The following is a 20,941-nucleotide window of genomic DNA, read 5'->3' on the forward strand; positions in this document are numbered from 1 at the left end:
CTAATGGAAAATAAAAGAAAATGTAATAAGGCTAAGTTTTGGCTCGACGAGGGAATTCTCTTTTGCAAATTTGAAAGAGGAGAATGCACTAAGGAATTTAGTGAAGAGTTTTTAGAAGAATATGTAAATACAATTACATCAATTTCCGGCGGCAGTTATTTTCCTTTATTAGTCGATCTTAGAATACTTAAAGAAAAAGAAGCTTATACTGTAATTCAAGTAATAGCAAATAATCCTGAGTTAAAATCAGCTATACTATCAAAGTCCTTTGTGGTCAATTCCTGTTTTATTCAATTTGCACTCGTTGCTTTAAGAAAAATATACGACCCCATAATTCCAAACAAAATTTTTAAAAATTATAATAATGCGATTTCTTATTCGCTAGAAACTAATCATTTTTTTAATGCTCTCTCATAATGAACCCTATTAAAAAAGAAATTAAACTTAATAAAGCACGATTTTGGACAGATTCTCAAGGAATTCTCTTTTGCGAATTCAGTAACACAGAAACCTATTTAACACTAGAGCAAAATACTTTAGAAGAGTATGAAGTTGCTGTTTTAGAGTTGTTGGAAGGCAGATCTGCTCCATTTATAATTGATGTTAGAGATAATCAAGGTAATCTAAGTACATCTGCAGCTAAATTTTTTGCAAGTAGTTTGGTTTTTAAAAAGGCAAGAATTTATGAAGCATTTATTGTCAATTCATTAAACACAAAATTATTAATAAACTCATATAAAAGAATTTATGAGCCCAACACGCCATATAAAATCTTTAAAGATTTTGATGAAGCCTTGGCTCATTCTATTAAAGCTAAACAAATATTCGATGCAAGCAATTAAACATTACATGTGGCGCACAAATCCAGAGATTGCGATTTCTGAATTTATAAAAAGCAATGTAGCCGTTTCCGTTTCAGATAAATTGGGAAGAATAGTATATGCGAACGATCGTTTTTGTACCATAACCGAAAGTAAAGAAAGTGAGCTTTTAGGCGTGGTAAATAGATTGTTTGTTTCCGATATTCGAAAAGATCCTTTTTATAAAGAGTTATGGAAAACTATAGAAAACGGACAGGTATGGAAAGGGATTTTATCTAGTAAAACAAAAACAGGGAAGCAGTTTGAGTTAGAATCTACAATTGTGCCAACAAAAGATAACGAGGGCAATATTGAAAGTTTTGTGTCTATGTACTTAGATGTTTCTAATAAAGTAGAATGCCATTAATAAAAGATAATCAACACATTTAAAATAATTCATTTAAAAAAATAATTATTAAAAAAAGGTAAATTTTAAGCTTGTTTGACTTTTGGCAAAGTGCCGCAAATCTAATTTTCAACAATATTATTATAGTCTTTGATTAATATTTTAAATCAAAAACAAACATGTTATGAAACTAATGAAACAAGAAGTTTGGAGAGATAATCCAGATAGTATGTTAGAAGCATTTTTAGATAATCACACAAGTATTTCTATTATAGATATTATAGGAAGAATAGTTTATGCCAATCATAAGTTTTCTGAGTTAATTGAAATTCCTCATCATAAAATTGTAGGGGAATTAAATACAATTTTAAAATCTGGAAGACATGCTAATCCAATTTATAAGGATATATGGTCGGAGATTAAGAATGGTGGAATTTGGAAAGGAATAATAACAGATTATACAAGTTCGGGTAAATTGTATAGGTTAGATACCATGATAGTACCCGGAAGAAACGAGTCAGGAAGCATCGATAAATTTGTTGCTTTCCATTTTAACGATCAAGCAAATCATGATGCTAAATTAAAAGTTATAAGCACTGAAACGCCTAATAAAACATATTATAATTGTATTTCAAACTCAGTGCTTTCAATAAATGCCTTTGCCGAAATTATAAATTCTAACCGGGGCTTTGGGAAATTATGTGAGAAAGAAGTTTTAGGGTGTAATTTATATGGTTTTATAAACCCAATTTTTCACAATAAGGTTAAGCAAATTATTAGAAATGTTTTTGATAACGCTAAGCCAGATCAATTTCAAACTTATGGTGTTAATTCTGAAGGTGAGGATGTCGTTTTTATTTCACAAATTGGTCCTGTAATAAATACTAGAGGTATTGTGGTTTCGGCTACCATATCTACGCAAGAGTTAAAAGATTTTAGTAAACTTAGTAAAGATATTAGTCTAAACATAAATTAAAAAACTAAAACTGCATGAAACCATTAAGAAACATAGTGCTAGTAGATGATAGTGAAGTAGATTTATTTATAATTAAGCAAGTTGTTGAACAGTTTGATGAAACAATTAGGGTTGTAGATTTTAGTAGCCCGGTAACAGCTCTTGAGTATTTAAAAATCTCTTTGCATCCAAATAATCTTAATCACTTAACACGACCAAATGTTTTGATTTTAGATTATGATATGCCACAATGTAATGGTTTTGAGTTTCTTGATAGACTAAAAGAATTGGAGTTTTTAGATGTTAAGGGTTTAAAAATATATATGCTTACTTCCGCAATTAATTTAATAGATGTAAATAAGGCAAAAGCAAACTTTTATTGCTTAGATTATTTAAGTAAACCATTAACGGTTGAGGATCTTCATAATATTTCAATTGACTCTCGCCCATTTCTTAAAGAGTATGATTATCAGGAAAACGACATCAATTTAGATGTTTATAGAAGAGAGGCTTAATCACGTTTTTAATTTTTTTAAATCAATTATTCATTAGTTTTTTTAATAGCAGGAGGGTTAACAAGAAATTGTGGCTCTCTTTTTTTATTTAAAAACACCTCTTAAAACTTAAATTATATCAATAAAATCGGTGCCTTTTTATATCAATTAGTTTGTGTTTATGGTCCATGATTTAAATATTAGTTCCTAGCAAAGTTGCCATGTTTTTTATGTAAATTCACTTTTTAAAAAAAAAAGACGAAAAAGTAGTGTAATATGTGTGAATTAGATAAAAAACTTTTTATGCAAGAGGCTGTAGATGCAGCTATTTCTGGAATGGATAATAACGAAGGAGGTCCTTTTGGCTGTATCATAGTAAAAGATGGTAAAATAGTTGGTCGTGGTAATAATAAAGTAACATCAACAAACGACCCTACGGCACATGCCGAGGTTACCGCAATACGAGATGCTTGCAAAAACTTAGACACGTTTCAATTAGAAGGCTGTGAGATTTATACATCCTGCGAGCCATGTCCTATGTGTTTAGGTGCAATTTATTGGGCAAGACCAGATAAAGTATACTATGGTAGCAACCAAATAGATGCAGCAAATATAGGTTTTGATGATGCCTTTATTTATAAAGAAATCCCTTTGCCTTACGAAAAAAGAAGTATTCCTTTTAAACAACTAGGAAGAGATATCGCTATTGAAGCATTTAAGAAATGGGAAACTAAAATGGATAAAACAGAGTATTAAAAACAATAGGCTGTAGTTCAATTTTTAAAGGGGGTAATAATTAAAAACATTCAATTTGTTTAATAGAGCAACTTTAGTAAATCAATTAAAAGAAAATACAGATTGGGATGTAATTGTTATTGGTGGCGGAGCTACCGGTTTAGGTGTTGCTTTAGATAGTGTTTCGCGAGGTTTTAAAACTTTACTTCTAGAACAAGTAGATTTTGCTAAAGGAACCTCTAGCCGAAGTACAAAATTAGTACATGGAGGTGTACGCTATTTAGCCCAAGGAAATATCGATTTGGTAAAAGAAGCCCTATACGAGCGCGGATTAATGTTGAAAAATGCACCGCATTTGGTAGGCGATCAATCATTTATTATTCCTAATTATAGTTGGTGGGATAGTTTCTTTTACACCATAGGCCTTAAAGTGTACGATTTTTTATCTGGAAAATTAAGTTTTGGGAAATCATCTAGAATTTCAAAAGATGAAACAGAAACACGTTTAAAAACTCTAAAAAAGAAGCGGTTAAAAGGCGGTGTTGTTTATCACGACGGTCAGTTTGATGATTCTAGACTTGCCATAAATTTGGCGCAAACTTGTATTGAGCATGGAGCAACGGTACTTAATCATTTTAAAGTAACCAATTTACTTAAAAATGATACCGGTAAAATATGTGGTGTTCAGGCCGTAGATTCCGAAACTAAAGCCTCTTATACCTTAAATAGTCGAGCAGTAATAAATGCTACAGGTGTTTTTACAGACGATGTTTTAAAAATGGACAATGCCCAAGCTAAAGATAAAATTCGTCCTAGCCAAGGTGTGCATGTGGTTCTCGATAAATCCTATTTACCCGGAAACGATGCTATCATGATTCCTAAAACAAAGGACGGTAGGGTGTTGTTTTTAGTACCATGGCATAATAGAGTTGTTGTAGGAACTACAGATACGCTTATGGAAAGTCATAGTTTGGAACCAAAAGCGCTTAGTCAAGAAGTCGAATTTATTATAGAAACAGCAAATGCGTATTTAACTAAACCTGTGGGCAAACAAGATGTGTTAAGCATATTTGCAGGCTTGCGCCCTTTGGCTGCTCCAAAAGATAATTCAGAAAAAACTAAAGAAATTTCAAGAAGCCATAAAATTATTAAATCTAAATCTGGCTTAATTACAATAACAGGAGGTAAATGGACAACCTACCGCCGTATGGCACAGGACACTATTAATAGAGTAATTAAACTAGGTAAATTGCCAAACGCCAAGTGTATAACTAAAACCTTATTAATTCATGGTGCAGATGGTGCTTTAGATAAATCGGAACATTTGTATGTCTACGGAAGTGATAAAAAATATATTATCGCCCTTATTAAAAAATCTCCAGAATTAGGCGAGAAATTACATGAACGACTAGAGTTTACAAAGGCAGAAGTAGTTTGGGCTATAAGAAATGAAATGGCAAGAACTCTGGACGATGTTTTAGCAAGACGTGTAAGAGTATTGTTTTTAGATGCCAAAGTAGCAGTAGAAATAGCACCAGTTGTTGCCTCTATTTTAGCTACGGAGTTAGGAAGAAACGAGGCTTGGGAAAAAGAGCAAATTGCTAGTTTTACAAAAATAGCAAGTCATTATATTTTATAAGTTGATTTTTTAACAAATACGTTAATATCATAAACAAGTAACTGTTTTCTATTAGCTATTTTTCATTATTCGTATAATCAACGTAGTATTTTAGAGATGTTAACACTTGTTATTAAAAAATTTTACTATTTATTTACCCCTAACGATTTAAAGATTATATATTTGCAAAAACCGTGTGTTTTGATAGCTATTTAGGTATACAATCGCCCTGTTTTTTTAAGCAATTAAATATTAATCATAATTAAAAAAATGAACAAAGACATTAATTTACAAGCAGCAGATAATATAAGAGCATTATGTGTAGCTATGGTAGAAAAGGCAAATTCAGGTCATCCAGGTGGCCCAATGGGAGGGGCAGATTTTATGCATATCCTTTATTCAGAATTTTTTAATTATGATCCATCAGATATGACATGGCCATTTAGAGATCGTTTCTTTATGGATGCAGGTCATTTATCTACATTAATGTATGCACAGTACTATTTACTAGGAAATTATGCTAAAGACGATGTTGCAAACTTCCGTCAATGGGGGTCTATTACTCCGGGGCATCCAGAAGTAGATGTGGCACGAGGAATAGAAAATACATCTGGTCCATTAGGGCAAGGTCATACTATGGGTGTGGGAGCTGCTATTGCTGCTAAATTTTTAGAAGCACGTTTTGGAGATTGGTTAAACCATAAAATTTATGGATTTATTTCTGATGGAGGTATTCAAGAAGAAATATCTCAAGGTGCTGGTAGAATTGCAGGTCACTTAGGATTAAGCAACTTTATTATGTTTTTCGATTCTAACGACATTCAATTATCAACATCTACAGACGAGGTAACTAGTGAAGATACCGCGGCTAAATATGAAGCTTGGGGTTGGAAAGTCGTTACTATCGATGCTCATAATCACGATGAAATTAGAAAGGCATTAACCGATGCTAATAACGAAACCGAAAAACCAACCTTAATTATTGGAAAAACAATAATGGGTAAAGGTTGTGTAGCTGCCGATGGTACTATGTTTGAAGGATACTGTGAATTACACGGTCAGCCAATTGGAGCAACGGGTGCAGATTACGAAAAAACCTTATTAAATTTAGGGGCTAGTGTTGACAGTCCTTTTGATATATACGAGAACGTAAGTGCGTTATACAAGAATATCATTGAAGAAAAAACAGCAGAAGCAGCTAAAAAGAAAGCTGTTATAAATGCTTGGAGAAAAGATAATGAAGCTTTAGCTAATAAATTAGATTTCTTCTTATCAGGAAAACTTCCAGAATTAGATTTCGAATCTATCGAGCATAAAGCAGGTTTAGCTTCTAGAGCGGCCTCTTCAAATGTGTTAGCATATTTAGCTGAAAACGTAGAAAACATGATTGTGTCTTCTGCCGATTTATCTAACAGTGATAAAACTGATGGATTCTTAAAAAAATCGTCAGCATTACAAAAAGGCGATTTTAGCGGATCGTTTTTACAAGCGGGTGTTGCCGAATTAACTATGGCTTGTATTGCAAACGGTATTGCTTTACACGGTGGAATTATTCCTGTAGTAGCAACATTCTTTGTGTTTTCAGATTACATGAAACCAGCTATCCGTTTAAGTGGTATTCAAGAACTAGGTGTAAAATATGTTTGGACACACGATGCTTTTAGAGTAGGTGAAGATGGACCAACACACCAACCAGTAGAGCAAGAAGCTCAAATACGTTTATTAGAAAAGCTTAAAAACCATAGTGGTAAAAACAGTTTCTTAGCTATGCGTCCAGCAGATTCAGCTGAAACTAGCGTTGCTTGGAAAATGGCTTTAGAAAACACAGACTCACCATCTGGTTTAATCTTATCTAGACAAGGTATTAAAGATCTTCCTGCTAAAGGCGCATCAAGATATCAAGATGCTTTAGAGGCTCAAAAGGGTGGTTATTTGGTAAAAGAAGTTGCAAACCCAGATGTGGTTTTAGTAGCGAACGGATCAGAAGTTGCTACCTTATTTGAAGCGGCTCAAATATTAGAAGAAAAGGAAAATTTAAAGGTGAGTATAGCTTCTATAATTTCAGAAGGTGTATTCAGAAATCAATCTAAAGAATACCAAAACAGTGTTATTCCTAAAAACACACCGTTATTTGGATTAACTGCAGGATTACCTGTTAATTTAGAAGGTCTTGTGGGAGATAATGGTAAAGTATTTGGATTAACTCACTTTGGTTATTCTGCACCAGCAAAAGTTCTAGATGATAAGTTTGGTTTTACTGGAGAGAAAGTAAGCAAACAAGTATTAGACTATTTAAACGAATCAGTTTTAACAAAATAAACTAAGAGATATGAAATTTTTTATAGATACAGCAAACCTTGATGATATTGCAGAAGCACAAGCTTTTGGTGTTTTAGATGGTGTTACAACCAACCCGTCTTTAATGGCTAAAGAAGGTATTACAGGTGCCGATAATATTATAGCGCATTACAAAAAAATATGTGATATAGTTGAAGGTGATGTAAGTGCCGAAGTAATCTCAACAGATTTTGAAGGTATGGTTAAAGAAGGTGAAGCTTTAGCGGCTTTAAACCCTCAAATCGTAGTTAAATTACCATTAATTGCAGATGGAATTAAAGCTTGTAAATATTTTTCTGATAAAGGAATTAAGACTAATGTAACTTTAGTTTTTTCTGCTGGTCAAGCACTTTTAGCAGCGAAAGCAGGAGCAACTTATGTGTCTCCTTTTATTGGTAGATTAGATGATATCTCTACAGATGGTTTAAACCTTATTGCAGAAATTAGACAAATTTACGATAACTACGGTTTCGAAACTCAAATCCTAGCAGCATCTGTACGTCACACGATGCACGTTATTGATTGTGCTAAATTAGGAAGTGATGTAATGACGGGACCATTATCATCTATTAAAGGTTTATTAAAACACCCTTTAACAGATATTGGTTTAGCTAAGTTTTTAGAAGACTATAAAAAAGGAAATAGCTAGAATACTATAGCCTTTTAGCATAAAAAAAAGCTTCTCATGTTCCAGATAGGAATTGAGAAGCTTTTTTGTTTTTATTCTGTTTTTAACTATTGTTTTACAAGTTTTACAGTATGTGTTGCCCCAACAGTATTCGTTATTTTAACTAGGTAAATACTCGGTTTTAAGTTGGCTATATCAAAAGCATTACCTGCACTAAATTCGCCTCTAAAGGTTTTTACTAGTTTTCCAGTAATATCATAAATTAAAACCGCCTCCAAAGCTGTGTTTACTTGAAATGATGTAGATGCTGGATTTGGGTATATTTTAGTATTTAATGGCTGCTCATAATCCTTAGTCGATAAGGTTGAGGTTTGGTTTCCGTACACTTTAAATTCGCCAGGAGCAAGATTTACAGCGGTGGTTGAGCCATCAATTGTTGCAGTTGTAGCGGATTCATCCATCAAATCATACCAATCTCCAGAATAAGGGAAACTAGGATTTACAGTTTGGTTTGTTACCGAAAAGTTTGCTATTATAATAACGTTTTTAAGTGCTGTATCAGAGGTGTTTTCGTTTCCAGTATAAATGCTTATTCTAGGTGTTTGTGTACCAGAGGTAATATTATAATTACCTTCAAAAACGGCTTCATTAATTTTAAGTGCATTTAATCTAGACCAATCCTTATAAACTTGACTCCTATTAGTGTCATTTAACCAGTTATTGGTCCATTGTGGTTGTGGCTTAGTATCTAATTTACAATCGCCATCATTATTACCATCATAATCGGTATTAACAGCACCATTAGCGCACATCCAAATAGAATTTTCCATGCCTAGTTCGGCAAAATGCCAAACCATTTTTGGTCCTGGCACGGTAAGCGATATGGCGCCTAAAGCGGACATTCTTTTTAAAGCGATATTTAAATCTGTAACATCATGAGACGGATTTGTACTCGTGCCAAAAGCGGTCATTTCATACATAATTCTGTCCTTGTCATGGCTTTCTGGGAAACCAAGTGCACGTTTTTCAGTAAATCCATGAGCATTGTGGCCCATTCTGTCAAAATTAATATCTGTTGTTTGTCCTTGTGCTAGGTTTTTGTAAGGTGTCCACATTTCGCTCCACATCATAACGCCCTTAGGAATAGCATCTCCAATTCTGTAATTAGCCCATTGTTGCTCTTCGGAAGTGGCTCCTAAATGTTCGAATATAACATAATGAGTTTCATCTAAACTCCATGAATAGTCGGCATAATCTTTTAAAATATCAACACGGTCTTGCTGGTAACTATTTGTACAGCCTTCATCGCCAAAGGAGCACTCTTGGGTAAAACCTTTTGTTAAATCCCAACGAAACCCGTCAATGTTAAATTCTTCTATCCAATGCTTAACTACACGTTTTGTATATACGTTGGTAAACGAGTTTGAATGATCGAAATCTGAACCCACGCTATACGTATGTTTTGCCGTTTCATTAAAGTATGGGTTTTCAGAACTTGGTTCTCCCCAACCATCGCCATCAGGGTCGTTCATCCACATGCGTACCATAGGGTTTCTTCCAAAGGCATGATTTAATGCAACATCTAGTATAACGGCAATACCGTTTTGGTGACAAACATCAACAAGTTCTTTAAATTTATCTTCCGTTCCGTAAAACTTATCTAAAGCCATATGGAATGAGGTGTTGTAACCCCAACTCTCGTTGCCTTCAAATTCCATGATCGGCATAAGTTCAATAGCATTTATATTTAAGTTTTTAAAGTAATCTATTTTATCAATTAGGTCTTGAAAATTTCTATCGGCATCAAAATCGCGAATTAAAACTTCATAAATAACTAAATCTTCTTTTTTAGGTTTTTCGAAATTTGTAACCTGCCAGTTATATGGTGTTTTTCCTGTTTGTAAAACCGTGACTTCACGATCTTGACCAGCTGGATAGGTTGGTAAGTTAGGATATGTTGAAGCCGGAATATAAGGGTCGTCAAAAGGGGATAAAACTAAAGTAGAGTATGGGTCTGCCGTTTTAACTAATGTTGGAGAGTTTGCAATGGGTGTTTTATCTACTACCCAATATTGGAAGGTTTCAATTTGTCCAGGTGTTAAACCAGTTAAAGTAAGCCAGAATTTGTTGTTTCTAGAAGGGTCTCGTTTCATGGCGTAAGAAGCATCTGGTTGCCAATTATTAAAACTACCAGCAACATAAACAAAGTCTTTACCCGTAGCGTAAAGCACTAAAGTTGCTTTAGTTGGGTCGCTATTATCATAAGTAATACCATCTAAATAGGTTTGTGGCATTACACTAAACTCTGATCCAGGGTCTACAATAACAGAAAATGATTTTGTTTTTGTTACGCCGCCTACAGTAACTTCTAGAATGTAATTTCTATTGGCTGTTATATTTGTATCTGTATATGCATACGAAGCAATACCAGATTGTGTGTTAATAGTACTGCCATTTGCCTTTAGTATATAACCTGCATTGCCACCCGTATTTGAAGCCGTTATATTAAGGTTGCTTCCCGAATTTATAATGCTAGTTGTGTTGCTAGGAGCACTTAAAGATAATTGAAAGGCACCAACATTCTCTAAAATATCTTGCGATTTTTTATCGCCAGAGCCATCTTTAGCTTTAACTAAAAAGCCAATTCTTCCAATATTTGTTCTAGAAAAAAATGCGGTAGGTACAAATGAAATAGTATAAGTGTCTGCACCGCTATTATAGGTTAGTTTATGCGCTTCATTAGAGTTGTCCCAAGAGCCATTAGTAGGGCAGCCTTGTTCGTTGGCTAAATTGGTGTCTAAAGACCAAGCCCAAAGATAAAGTTCGTTTCCTGTTACGCCCCAAGTTACTTCATTAATACTGCTGCCTTGTATGGTAATGGTTATGTTATCGTCTTCCTCAAAAGGAGAAGGCGAAACAGTGTGTGTAACTGTTTGCTGTTGTGCGAAACACCAATTAATAAATAATAAAAAAATAAGTACAAGTTTCTTCATGCCATAATGTTTTATAAAAAAAGAGGTTGCAAATTTTAAGCGTGCAACCTCTTTTTAATTCAAAAAAATTTACTTCTTTTTAAAGAGTTTACCTTTTTCCGATAGAGTATTTAATACCCTCGGCATCATTAAAGTCTATGCTAATAACATAGTTTCCAGCTTCAGATGCAATGTTATTGTCGGCGTCGGTATCTAAAAGATTATCACCAGTAGCATCGCCATAACTTACATCCCAAGTATTGTTTTGACGGAATTTAATTTCACCATCTAATAACGTGATGTTTTCAGCAAACCATACACCTGGTTGAATTTCGGTTAATGAAGCATCAGGTCCAGCGCCTCCCCAATCGTTATATCCAGAACCAACAACACCATATACATTTGATTCTTCTATGGTATAAGAATTATCATTTAGGTTAATTGTAATTAAGTAATGTCCGGCAGTTGATGCTATATTATTATCAGCATCAGTATCTAAAATACCATCAGCATTGGCGTCACCAAAACTAACATCCCATGCGTTGTTCATTCTAAATTTAATTTCGCCGTCTAATAATTGAACGCCTGCTTTAAAAGTATCGGTTGTGTAATCGTAGTAGAATTTAGCATCAGGCGTTGCTCCCCAATCATTAAATCCAGAACCAACTACACCCCATGAAAATGGCTCGATAGTATAAGCGTTATCATTAGTGTCAATAGTAATTTTATAATCACCAGCTGTTACCGCAATATTATTATCGGCATCTGTATCTAAAATACCATCGTTATTAGCATCACCTAGGCTATTATCCCAAGCATTATTTTCGCGAAATTTAATTTCACCATCTAGTAAATTAACGTATGATACGATTACTCCTGGCGTTGCCGTTGTGTAAAATTTACCATCAGCAAATGCGCCCCAGTTATTATAACCAGAACCTACAACACCCCACGATGCTACTTCAAAAGCGCCTCCGCCTCCATCAGTAGTTTCTTGTAATTCAATATTTAATGTTTGTATTGCAGAAAACGATTCCAAGCTTGCGTCCGTTCCAATTGTAGCTCTCAATCTAAAATACAATTGGCTATTATTAGGAATATCTGTCGTGTTAGGGTCATTATCAATACCCTCAATTAAATTAGCTAATTTTAACATTTGACCGACTGTTACTGCCAATTCGTTTGAACTCGTGGTACCTAAATTATAAGTGTTAAAGTCGTCAGCTTCAGGGTTACCTACATAATCACTAAAGTCAGACATTGTAGCTGCCTGTAGATTGTATGTTATTTGTGTTGGAACATTAAAATTAGCATGGTTCCATGTAAAGCGTTCTGCTAAATTGCTATTAACACCAGAACTTAATATATAATTATTTAAAAATGTTGTGTTGAAAACAAAGTCTTGGGCTTCGGAAGCCGTAAATACTAAGTCGTCATCTTGATCGCAAGCATTAAAGCTTATGAAGGCTATAAATAAGAATGATAATAATTTTATATTTTTCATAATAGTTTGTGTTTAGTTTTTAATATCCTGGGTTTTGAGTTAAATTCGGGTTAGCCTGTAAAGCCGACGAAGGAATTGGGTATAAATTATAAGTTGCTGGTATAGAAGTTCCGGCTTTTACACCACCTTTCCATGGCCATAGATAAGATCCTCCTGTAAACATACCAAATCGAATTAAATCAGTACGTCTGTGTCCTTCAAGGTTTAATTCTCTTCCGCGTTCGTTAATTATAAATTGTTCTGTTAAATCGTTTTGAGTGATAAGGCTTGCATTTGATCTATCCCGAACATCATTTACATATTGCACTGCTGTTCCCATGTCTGTTCCTGTAGCTCCTCGAACAGCACATTCCGCATACATTAAGTAAGCATCAGCAAGTCTGAATAAAGGAAAATCTGTTGGAGAAAAACTAGTTTGGTTTGAAGTACCAGAAAAGCTTGTGTTTCTAAACTTTATTGATGGATAACCATCTGTCCACTCTTTATAATCTTCCATTTCATAGTTGTGGCCTTCAGTCCAAAATAATTTAGCTCTATCATCGTTTGATGTTCCTAAATCACCAAATAATCCGTACCAAGCTTTGCTTGATCTATGTCCACCCCAACCTTCAGTAGCGCCAAATTGGGCTAATGGTATTGTGGCATCGTTTAAACTACCATTTACAATATAGGTAGTATTTCCAAAACTTTGACTTACTTGAGCATCAGCAATTAAAGGGAATATAATTTCGGTTGACGAATCATTATCTGCAGAAAATATACTAACAAAATCGTTTGCTAATGAATAAGGCCCTTCAGTAATTACTTTATTAGCAAATGAGGCTGCATCAGCATATCGAGGTGTACCTGTATACACTTCAGCATTCAAATATAATTTTGCTAATAACATTCTAGCTGCTCCTTTTGTTGCTCTACCATAAGTATTAGTTACTGGTAATATAGCTTCAATTTCTAACAATTCAGATTCAACAAAGTCGAATAATTCTTGGCGTGATGCTTCTGGTAATAATTCTGATTGACCAAAGTTTTCTTCTGTAGCAATTACACCTTTTCCAAATACATCTATTAAATAATAATTAGCTAAAGCTCTAATAAAGCGTACTTCAGAAATAATTCCATCTTTGTCTTCTACATCTACATTTGGTAGTATAGAAAGTAAGTTGTTACATTGTGGAATAGTGAAAAAGATTCTGTTGTATAAGTATCTAAAGAATTTATTTTCTGGAGTCCAATCTGTAGTGGTTGTTAATTGGTCTAAACCATTATCTCCCCATCTATTTTTCATGGCATCGGCAGCAAAATCTTGTAAGTTTACAATACCTCTTAAAAAAGGTGATTCTCCAGCATTATCACTAATATCTGAACTCTCAGGCCCTTTTGCTCCCGAAAGCGAAAATGAACCATAAAGCCTAGATAATATCCCCTCAACCGCTTGAGGGTCTTGATCTAGCAATTCTTCTAATGATAATTCTATTAAAGGTTCAGTATTTAAATCATCTGTACAACCTATGTTAACAGTGAAGACTACTACTAAACCAAATAGTAATTTAAAAATTTTATTTTTCATAATTTCTTTAGTTTAAAAATCAATATTTACACCTAAATTATATATCGTTGCTCTTGGATAGAAATCATTATCAATTCCATTGAAATTCTCAGGATCTTGTCCGGAGTAATTAGTAATTAAGAATGGATTGTTAACGGCTCCATATATTTTTAATGATGCATTTTTTATAACATTAGTTAGGGTGTGCCCAATTACAATGTTTTCGCATCTTAAGAAAGACGCCCCTTCAAGAAAGTAATCTGAGTATTGCACAGGGTCTACGATGTCTGTAAACACTGTACTTGCTTCGCCTGAATAGAAGTTTAGCGTGTTGTTAAATGAATTACCATCTAAGGCTAGCGCATTTTCTATGGCGCCATGTGTTAATCGTCTAGAGTTATAAATTTCGCCGTCTAATTGACCTCTAAAACTGGCACTAAAATCCCAGTTTTTGTAGTTCATATTAAAACCAAAACCAAAAGTCCAGTTAGGTTGTATAGCTCTATAGTATCTGTCAGCTTCAGTAATTCTACCATCATCATTTAAATCTACAAAAGATCCTAGAATTGGGTCTCCAGCTGTATCATAAACTTGTTTTAACACCCAAGCAGAACCAGCTTGTTCGCCTAATGCATGTCTTAATAAAATATTTCCTGTTCCAATAGCAAGACCACCATCAGGAGCGTTAATTTGTTCAACACCTTCTAAGTCAGTTACCTCAGTAAAATTATATGATAAATTTCCATTAAAAGATAAGTTGAAAACTTCATTTTGTACAGGGTTTAAGTTTAGATTTAATTCAAAACCTTTACTTTCAGTAGATCCTACATTCTTTATAACTTGATCGCTTAGTGCTGATCCAGGAGAAACTCCAGTTAACACTAGCAAGTCTGTAGTTTCTCTTTTAAAGATATCAAAAGAACCTGAAAGAAAACTGTTTTTAAAGAAGTCGAAATCTACACCTAAATTATATGTAGTTGATTTTTCCCAAGTTAAATCAGGGTTGAACTCTTTAGCGTCGTATAAGTTTACTCCCTCAATATATTGACTATTAGCATCTCCTATTTCGAATAAAGGAATGGATGGATAAAAACCAACTTGTCCAGAAATATCTTGTTGTCCAGTTTCACCCCAACCAAATCTTAGTTTAAAATCGTTAACAAAATTCACATCTTTTAAAAAACTTTCTTCTTTTACTTTCCAAGCTAATGCTGCCGAAGGGAAGTAGCCCCAACGATTTTCTTCGGTAAAGAATGAAGATGCATCTGCTCTAAAAGAAGCAGTAAGTAAATATTTGTTAGTTAAGTTAATATTAGCACGCCCAAAAAATGATTGAAGATTCAATTCATTGAAAAAGCGGTCATTAGGATTATTAGGGTTTAAATTCCTTACTCTATCCCCTGTAACTCCATCACTATCTAAATCGTAATCAACCCCCGCTATTTTATCAGCATCATAAGCTGGATCAGATTGAAATATTTTTTTATTACCATCATTCTTAAAATTTTGATAAGAATAACCTGCTTGAACATCAAAATTATTAATAAATAAATCATCAAATTCTTTACGATATGCTAAGTAATATTCTCCAGTTACATTTGTTATATGTTGATTTTCAGCATATGATAATCCAGGTTGCAAGATGAAAGTTCCAATAGGTAAAGGCGCACTGGGATCAGCACTCGCAATTTGCGCATAACTATTTATTGCGTTATCTGAAAAGGTTTCAGTAATTTCTGCTCTTGAAGCTTCTAATCCTAAATTCACAACAGCGCGCAGTTCAGGTAAAAAATGAAATTTATAATCAAGCTCTATATTACCGAGTAAACGATTTACTTTTTCAGGTCGAGTTCTTTGAAGTAAAACACCTAATGGATTGCCTGCTCCAATTTTTGCATTTGGGTTATTAGGGTTGTCCGAAGCCTGTAATTGCTGGTAGAAACCACCAAAAATTGAGTTTGCATCATAAACTGGTTTTGTAGGATCCATGGAGATGGCTCCACCTAGAGCAGCACCATCATCTATAGAGTTTTTATCTACAACAGTTCCTTTAGCGTTAATATCTACTTTTAAGTGATCGTCAAAAAACTTTGGTGTTAATCTTAACGACGCTGTAATTCTTTCGTAATCGTTGGTTTGTACAACACCTTCGGTTTCGTTATAACCAACAGAGGCTCTAACAGGAATTTTTTTCAATAAATTTCCTCTTACACCAAAATTATAATCTTTGGTTACGGCAGTCCTGTAAATAACATCTTGCCAGTCTGTATTGTAAATAGCTCTATCTCCATTTGGAGTGCTAATAATTTGTGCTATAGGTTGGTTGGTATCTACGCTACCTACAGGAACACCTAAAGCGTCAATATTATCTGGGAAGTAGGTTTGTGCAAATTGTACAAACTCGTTACCATTCATTACAGGAACTTGATCGTTAGAACTAATGTTACTTAAAGACGTTCTGGCAGAAAAATTAAATTTAGTTTCACCCGAAGTTCCTTTTTTAGTGGTAATAATAAGTACACCATTAGAGGCACGCGAACCATAAATAGCAGTTGCCGATGCATCTTTAAGGATACTAAAACTTTCAATATCGTTAGGGTTAATTAAGCTTAACGGGTTACCAACACCGGCAACACCACCGTTATCCAATGGTACACCATCAATAACAATTAATGGCGCGTTGTTTCCGGAAAGTGACGATCCGCCTCTAATGCGAATATTAGGTGCAGCATCCGGTTGTCCGCCAGCACTTGTAATTCTTACACCAGCTGCTTTACCTTGTAGTAATTGGTCTGGAGATACAACGGCTCCTTGGTTAAAGTCTTTTGCCGAAATTACATCAACCGCACCAGTTAAGTCTTCTTTTTTCACGCTACCATAACCAATAATAACGATTTCATCTAATTGAGATGTGTCTTCGGTTAATTGTACGTCTAGAGTTGTTTGACCTGAGTAGATAACCTCCTTAGGTTGAAAACCAATATAGGAAAATACAATAACGTCTCCGTTATTCACTTCAATACGGTAGTTTCCATCAAAGTCTGTTGCGGTACCATTATTGGTTCCTTTTACAACAACATTAACTCCAGGGAGAGGAATTGAAGTAGATTGTTCTGTCACTGAGCCCGTTATTGGCGTTTGCCCAAATATATGGATGGGAGCCAAAAACAGAAAAAACAGTAAACTATTAATAGTTGTTTTCATACAAATTAGTTTAAATAATTAGTTGTTTTAGTTTGCTTATATTTTCACTTCTCAATCCAAACCTATGTAAAGAAATTGTAAAGAAATAATTATGTATTACGAAATATTTTACGAAAACGTTTTCGTGTTGACAACTTTTTAATTTTTAGATCTTAAAATAAGAATTTCATATATTTAGCGCTAGTTTAAATAATCTTCTATCTTTACAGCAACAATATTTTTATAGCTATTTTTACATTAATAAACGTGTTGGTAAAACCTTTATCTCACTACGTTTATTAAACAAAATATTTCTGCTTAAGCGGTACACTATTTTAATTATATGAAAAGAAAGATAACATTAAAGCAAATTGCAAAAGAGTTGGATGTCTCGGTTTCAACGGTTTCTAAAGCGCTTAGCAATAGCAAAGAAATTAGTGAAGATACTACTCAAAAAATCCAAGCTTTTGCTAAATTATATAATTATAAACCCAATAATATAGCGCTTAGTTTAAAGAACAGAAAAACTAAAACCATAGGTATTTTAATACCAGAAATTGTGCATCACTTTTTCTCGACAGTTATTCGAGGTATAGAGCGCGTAGCCAATCGTAGAGGTTATAATGTTATTGTAGGTTTATCAAATGAGTCGTTTACCAAAGAGATTATAAACATGGAAATGCTAGCCAATGGTAGCATTGATGGGTTTATTCTTTCCATTTCAAAAGAAACTTTACTAAAGCAAGATTATCATCATTTTAATGCCACAATAAACCAAGGCATGCCTATTGTTATGTTTGATAGGGTTGTTGATGAAGTAGATTGCGACAAGGTAATTGTCGATGATTTTAATGGCGCTGTAAAAGCAGTAAAGAAACTTATTGGAAACGGTTGCAAACACATAGCTTTAATTACCACGTTGGATTATGTAAGTGTGGGTAAATTAAGGACTCAAGGCTATTTAGAGGCCCTACAGAGTAATGGAATAGAAGCCGATTCTAATCTTATTTTAAAAATTGACGACAGCTTAGATGTTGAAAATAATTTGGACGTTTTGGAAGCAGAAATAGCGCAATTTTTTAAATCGAATCCTAATATTCATGGCGTTTTTGCGGTTAATGAGCTTTATGCAGTTTCTGCTATGAAAGTGGCTAGGAAACTCGGGCTAAAAATACCAGACGATGTTCAGGTTATTGGGTTTACCGATGGAGTTTTGTCTAAACACGCAACACCAAGCCTTACAACCGTTAGCCAACATGGGCAAAAAATAGGCGAGCAATCGGCCAATTTGTTAATTGATAGACTGGAGGCCGAAGACACACAACCCGAGCAATACTTTACAAATAACGAGCAAAAACGTGATTTTATAAAGTTAGTTATTGAGACAGAAATAATTGAAAGAGAATCTACTAAATAGTTTCGTAGAACGCTATGCCGAAATAAAATTAATTAGGAAAACCGAAATTCTTTTATATCTTTGACTCGAAATCAAAACTTATATTTTCACTTCTCACAATAAGTTTTGATAAGTAGTATCAATTAGAAATATTGATTTTTTCTATAAAAATTGATACAAAACCGCTTATCAAATAGTATTAATTTAATATACTATTTAATGGAAAAGCGCAGATTAAGTTTCTGGCAAATCTGGAACATGAGTTTTGGATTTCTAGGAATACAAATGGGGTTTGCACTCCAAAATGCCAACGCAAGTAGAATACTTCAAATTTTCGGAGCCGATGTTCACGAACTGTCATGGTTTTGGATAATTGCGCCTTTAATGGGCTTAATTGTTCAACCCATTATTGGGCATTATAGCGATAAAACTTGGGGTAGGTTTGGCCGTAGAAAGCCTTACTTTTTAGTAGGTGCCATTTTAGCTTCGGTAGGCTTAGTGCTTATGCCGCAAGCCGATATTTTTATTGCCTTTTTGCCTGCCTTATGGGTTGGAGCAGGAATGTTAATGATTATGGATGCCTCCTTTAATATTGCTATGGAGCCTTTTCGTGCATTAGTAGGCGATAATTTAAGAACCGATCAACGTACCTTAGGGTTTAGCGTGCAAACTGCACTTATTGGTTTTGGGGCGGTTATTGGCTCTTGGTTACCTTATGCCTTGACCAATTGGTTTGGGATTTCTAATGAAACCATTCAAGGTGCTGTGCCGTTTAATTTAATTCTGTCATTTATAATTGGTGCAATTATTTTAGTGGTTTCAATTTTAATTACTGTTGTTACTACTAAAGAATATTCGCCAGAGGAACTTGATAGTTTTGAAGACGAACATGCACACGCAGATGCCATAGATAATCACGAAAAAGAGAAATCGAGTTTATGGGATATTTTTGAAGACTTCAAAAAAATGCCAACAACCATGCGTCAATTAAGTTGGGTGCAGTTCTTTTCTTGGTTTGGGCTTTTTGGTATGTGGGTGTTTGCTACACCGGCTATTGCGCAGCATATTTATGGGTTGCCATTTACAGATAGTAGCAGTTCTACATATCAAAATGCTGGCGATTGGGTAGGTATTCTCTTTGGGGTTTATAATCTAGTGTCTGCATTTTACGCCTTTGCATTGCCTTATATTGCTAAACAAATTGGCCGTAAAAAAACACATTCAATATCTCTTATTATTGGAGGCTTAGCCTTATTGTCTATCTACATTATGCCAAACGAAAATTGGCTTATTGTTTCTATGATAGGCGTAGGCATTGCATGGGCAAGTATTTTAGCAATGCCTTATGCTATTTTGGCAGGATCTATTTCGCCAAAAAAAATGGGAGTTTACATGGGTATTTTTAATTTCTTCATTGTAATTCCTCAAATAATCAATGCCTTAATTGGCGGTCCACTTGTAAAATACGCGTATGGCAACCAAGCCATATTCGCTTTAATGATGAGTGGTGTTAGTTTTTTAATTGCAGCATCTTTAGTCTATAAAGTAAAAGATGTTGATGATATAATTCAATCATAAAATCATGAACAAAATAGGCGTTATTTTCGATTTAGACGGTGTAATTGTAGACACGGCAAAATATCATTTTTTAGCTTGGAAAGAGCTGGCAAATCATTTAGGGTTTGAGTTTACAGAAGCACACAACGAACTACTAAAAGGTGTAAGTCGTGTTAGATCATTAGAAATTCTTTTGGGCATAGGTAAAGTAGAACTTTCCGATGAAAAAAAGCAAGAATTCTTAGTAAGCAAAAATGAGCATTACCTGCAGTATATCCATAAAATGGGACCAGAAGAAATTTTGCCAGGAGCAAGTAACTTACTCGATACACTGGACGATTTAGGAATACAATATGTATTAGGGTCTGCCAGTAAAAATGCACCTTTAATTTTAAAACAAGTTAATTTATTTGACAGGTTTGTGGGTATTGTTGATGGAAACAGCGTTTCTAAGGCTAAGCCCGACCCAGAAGTGTTTTTAATTGGAGCAGAAAAATTAAAGCTTAAACCAGAACAATGTGTTGTTTTTGAAGATGCCATTGCGGGCATCGATGCTGCAAATGCTGCACATATGATTTCCATTGGTGTTGGTGATAAGGAAACCCTTAGTAAAGCCGATTTTAATGTTGAAGATTTAACCGAAATAACTTCAGGTTTTATCAAATCATTAATAACAAAAATAGAGACAGTCAAATAGCGGTAATAGCACGCATTTCAAGTTGATGCTTGAGGGGCACTAGAATTCATATTAATTAAATAAAAAATAATAATCGAGAACTAGACGTATTAGTAAGCCTAGTCTAACAGCTA

General features: G+C 34.2%; 16 protein-coding genes. 12 read left to right on the forward strand and 4 right to left on the reverse strand.

Annotated features, from left to right (window positions below; genetic code table 11):
* Positions 1–3 precede the first annotated feature (3 nt).
* The 9 genes from HNQ90_RS04015 to fsa all read left to right on the forward strand — a co-directional run bounded on the left by HNQ90_RS04015 (position 4) and on the right by fsa (position 7,994).
* Positions 4–417, forward strand: a complete 414-nt coding sequence (locus HNQ90_RS04015) for a DUF7793 family protein (protein WP_144115349.1) — start codon at positions 4–6, stop codon at positions 415–417.
* On the forward strand, positions 417–842 hold the full coding sequence (locus tag HNQ90_RS04020; RefSeq protein ID WP_144115351.1) for a DUF7793 family protein: 426 nt from the start codon (positions 417–419) through the stop codon (positions 840–842). The genes HNQ90_RS04015 and HNQ90_RS04020 overlap by 1 nt, the downstream gene beginning before the upstream one ends.
* Positions 829–1,227: a PAS domain-containing protein gene (locus HNQ90_RS04025; protein WP_172625817.1), complete on the forward strand. Its 399-nt coding sequence runs from the start codon at positions 829–831 to the stop codon at positions 1,225–1,227. The genes HNQ90_RS04020 and HNQ90_RS04025 overlap by 14 nt, the downstream gene beginning before the upstream one ends.
* A 163-nt stretch (positions 1,228–1,390) precedes the next feature.
* Positions 1,391–2,182 carry a PAS domain-containing protein gene (locus HNQ90_RS04030; protein WP_144115353.1) on the forward strand — a complete coding sequence of 264 codons (792 nt, stop codon included), beginning with the start codon at positions 1,391–1,393 and terminating at the stop codon, positions 2,180–2,182.
* A gap of 14 nt (positions 2,183–2,196) precedes the next feature.
* Complete coding sequence (locus tag HNQ90_RS04035) at positions 2,197–2,676, forward strand: response regulator (protein WP_144115354.1); 480 nt, start codon at positions 2,197–2,199, stop codon at positions 2,674–2,676.
* 255 nt (positions 2,677–2,931) lie between these two features.
* Positions 2,932–3,411, forward strand: a complete 480-nt coding sequence (locus HNQ90_RS04040) for a nucleoside deaminase (RefSeq protein ID WP_144115355.1) — start codon at positions 2,932–2,934, stop codon at positions 3,409–3,411.
* Positions 3,412–3,466: 55 nt separating this feature from the next.
* The gene (locus HNQ90_RS04045; protein ID WP_144115356.1) at positions 3,467–5,029 is read left to right on the forward strand and encodes a glycerol-3-phosphate dehydrogenase/oxidase; all 1,563 of its coding nucleotides are present in this window, start codon (positions 3,467–3,469) and stop codon (positions 5,027–5,029) included.
* 249 nt (positions 5,030–5,278) lie between these two features.
* A complete protein-coding gene (locus HNQ90_RS04050) occupies positions 5,279–7,327 on the forward strand; it encodes a transketolase family protein (protein ID WP_144115358.1) in 2,049 nt (682 codons plus the stop codon).
* A gap of 10 nt (positions 7,328–7,337) precedes the next feature.
* Positions 7,338–7,994, forward strand: coding sequence for a fructose-6-phosphate aldolase (fsa, locus tag HNQ90_RS04055; RefSeq protein WP_144115360.1), 657 nt, complete (start codon positions 7,338–7,340; stop codon positions 7,992–7,994).
* Positions 7,995–8,080: 86 nt separating this feature from the next.
* On the opposite strand, the gene HNQ90_RS04060 is transcribed toward fsa, so the two are convergent.
* The 4 genes from HNQ90_RS04060 to HNQ90_RS04075 all read right to left on the reverse strand — a co-directional run bounded on the left by HNQ90_RS04060 (position 8,081) and on the right by HNQ90_RS04075 (position 17,199).
* A complete protein-coding gene (locus tag HNQ90_RS04060) occupies positions 8,081–10,966 on the reverse strand; it encodes an alpha-amylase family glycosyl hydrolase (protein WP_144115362.1) in 2,886 nt (961 codons plus the stop codon).
* A gap of 88 nt (positions 10,967–11,054) precedes the next feature.
* On the reverse strand, positions 11,055–12,449 hold the full coding sequence (locus tag HNQ90_RS04065; protein ID WP_144115364.1) for a SusF/SusE family carbohydrate-binding protein: 1,395 nt from the start codon (positions 12,447–12,449) through the stop codon (positions 11,055–11,057).
* A 19-nt stretch (positions 12,450–12,468) separates the two neighbouring features.
* Complete coding sequence (locus HNQ90_RS04070; protein ID WP_144115366.1) at positions 12,469–14,016, reverse strand: RagB/SusD family nutrient uptake outer membrane protein; 1,548 nt, start codon at positions 14,014–14,016, stop codon at positions 12,469–12,471.
* 12 nt (positions 14,017–14,028) lie between these two features.
* Positions 14,029–17,199, reverse strand: a complete 3,171-nt coding sequence (locus tag HNQ90_RS04075) for a SusC/RagA family TonB-linked outer membrane protein (protein WP_144115368.1) — start codon at positions 17,197–17,199, stop codon at positions 14,029–14,031.
* 322 nt (positions 17,200–17,521) lie between these two features.
* Between HNQ90_RS04075 and HNQ90_RS04080 the strand changes: the two genes are divergently transcribed.
* The 3 genes from HNQ90_RS04080 (at position 17,522) to pgmB (ending at position 20,828) form a co-directional block, all read left to right on the forward strand.
* Positions 17,522–18,595, forward strand: coding sequence for a LacI family DNA-binding transcriptional regulator (locus HNQ90_RS04080; RefSeq protein WP_144115370.1), 1,074 nt, complete (start codon positions 17,522–17,524; stop codon positions 18,593–18,595).
* Positions 18,596–18,793: 198 nt separating this feature from the next.
* Positions 18,794–20,152, forward strand: a complete 1,359-nt coding sequence (locus HNQ90_RS04085; protein WP_144115372.1) for an MFS transporter — start codon at positions 18,794–18,796, stop codon at positions 20,150–20,152.
* A 4-nt stretch (positions 20,153–20,156) separates the two neighbouring features.
* Entirely contained in the window at positions 20,157–20,828 is a 672-nt protein-coding gene (pgmB, locus tag HNQ90_RS04090) for a beta-phosphoglucomutase (RefSeq protein WP_144115374.1), read from the forward strand.
* Positions 20,829–20,941 lie beyond the last annotated feature (113 nt).

The organism is Algibacter amylolyticus, from assembly GCF_014202225.1.
Classification (GTDB): domain Bacteria; phylum Bacteroidota; class Bacteroidia; order Flavobacteriales; family Flavobacteriaceae; genus Algibacter_B; species Algibacter_B amylolyticus.

Coding starts and splice junctions, on each gene's coding strand:
- HNQ90_RS04015 (WP_144115349.1), top strand. CDS start 4: ATGGAAAATAAAAGAAAATGTAATAAGGCTAAGTTTTGGCTCGACGAG.
- HNQ90_RS04020 (WP_144115351.1), top strand. CDS start 417: ATGAACCCTATTAAAAAAGAAATTAAACTTAATAAAGCACGATTTTGG.
- HNQ90_RS04025 (WP_172625817.1), top strand. CDS start 829: ATGCAAGCAATTAAACATTACATGTGGCGCACAAATCCAGAGATTGCG.
- HNQ90_RS04030 (WP_144115353.1), top strand. CDS start 1,391: ATGAAACTAATGAAACAAGAAGTTTGGAGAGATAATCCAGATAGTATG.
- HNQ90_RS04035 (WP_144115354.1), top strand. CDS start 2,197: ATGAAACCATTAAGAAACATAGTGCTAGTAGATGATAGTGAAGTAGAT.
- HNQ90_RS04040 (WP_144115355.1), top strand. CDS start 2,932: ATGTGTGAATTAGATAAAAAACTTTTTATGCAAGAGGCTGTAGATGCA.
- HNQ90_RS04050 (WP_144115358.1), top strand. CDS start 5,279: ATGAACAAAGACATTAATTTACAAGCAGCAGATAATATAAGAGCATTA.
- fsa (WP_144115360.1), top strand. CDS start 7,338: ATGAAATTTTTTATAGATACAGCAAACCTTGATGATATTGCAGAAGCA.
- HNQ90_RS04060 (WP_144115362.1), bottom strand. CDS start 10,966: ATGAAGAAACTTGTACTTATTTTTTTATTATTTATTAATTGGTGTTTC.
- HNQ90_RS04065 (WP_144115364.1), bottom strand. CDS start 12,449: ATGAAAAATATAAAATTATTATCATTCTTATTTATAGCCTTCATAAGC.
- HNQ90_RS04070 (WP_144115366.1), bottom strand. CDS start 14,016: ATGAAAAATAAAATTTTTAAATTACTATTTGGTTTAGTAGTAGTCTTC.
- HNQ90_RS04075 (WP_144115368.1), bottom strand. CDS start 17,199: ATGAAAACAACTATTAATAGTTTACTGTTTTTTCTGTTTTTGGCTCCC.
- HNQ90_RS04080 (WP_144115370.1), top strand. CDS start 17,522: ATGAAAAGAAAGATAACATTAAAGCAAATTGCAAAAGAGTTGGATGTC.
- HNQ90_RS04085 (WP_144115372.1), top strand. CDS start 18,794: ATGGAAAAGCGCAGATTAAGTTTCTGGCAAATCTGGAACATGAGTTTT.
- pgmB (WP_144115374.1), top strand. CDS start 20,157: ATGAACAAAATAGGCGTTATTTTCGATTTAGACGGTGTAATTGTAGAC.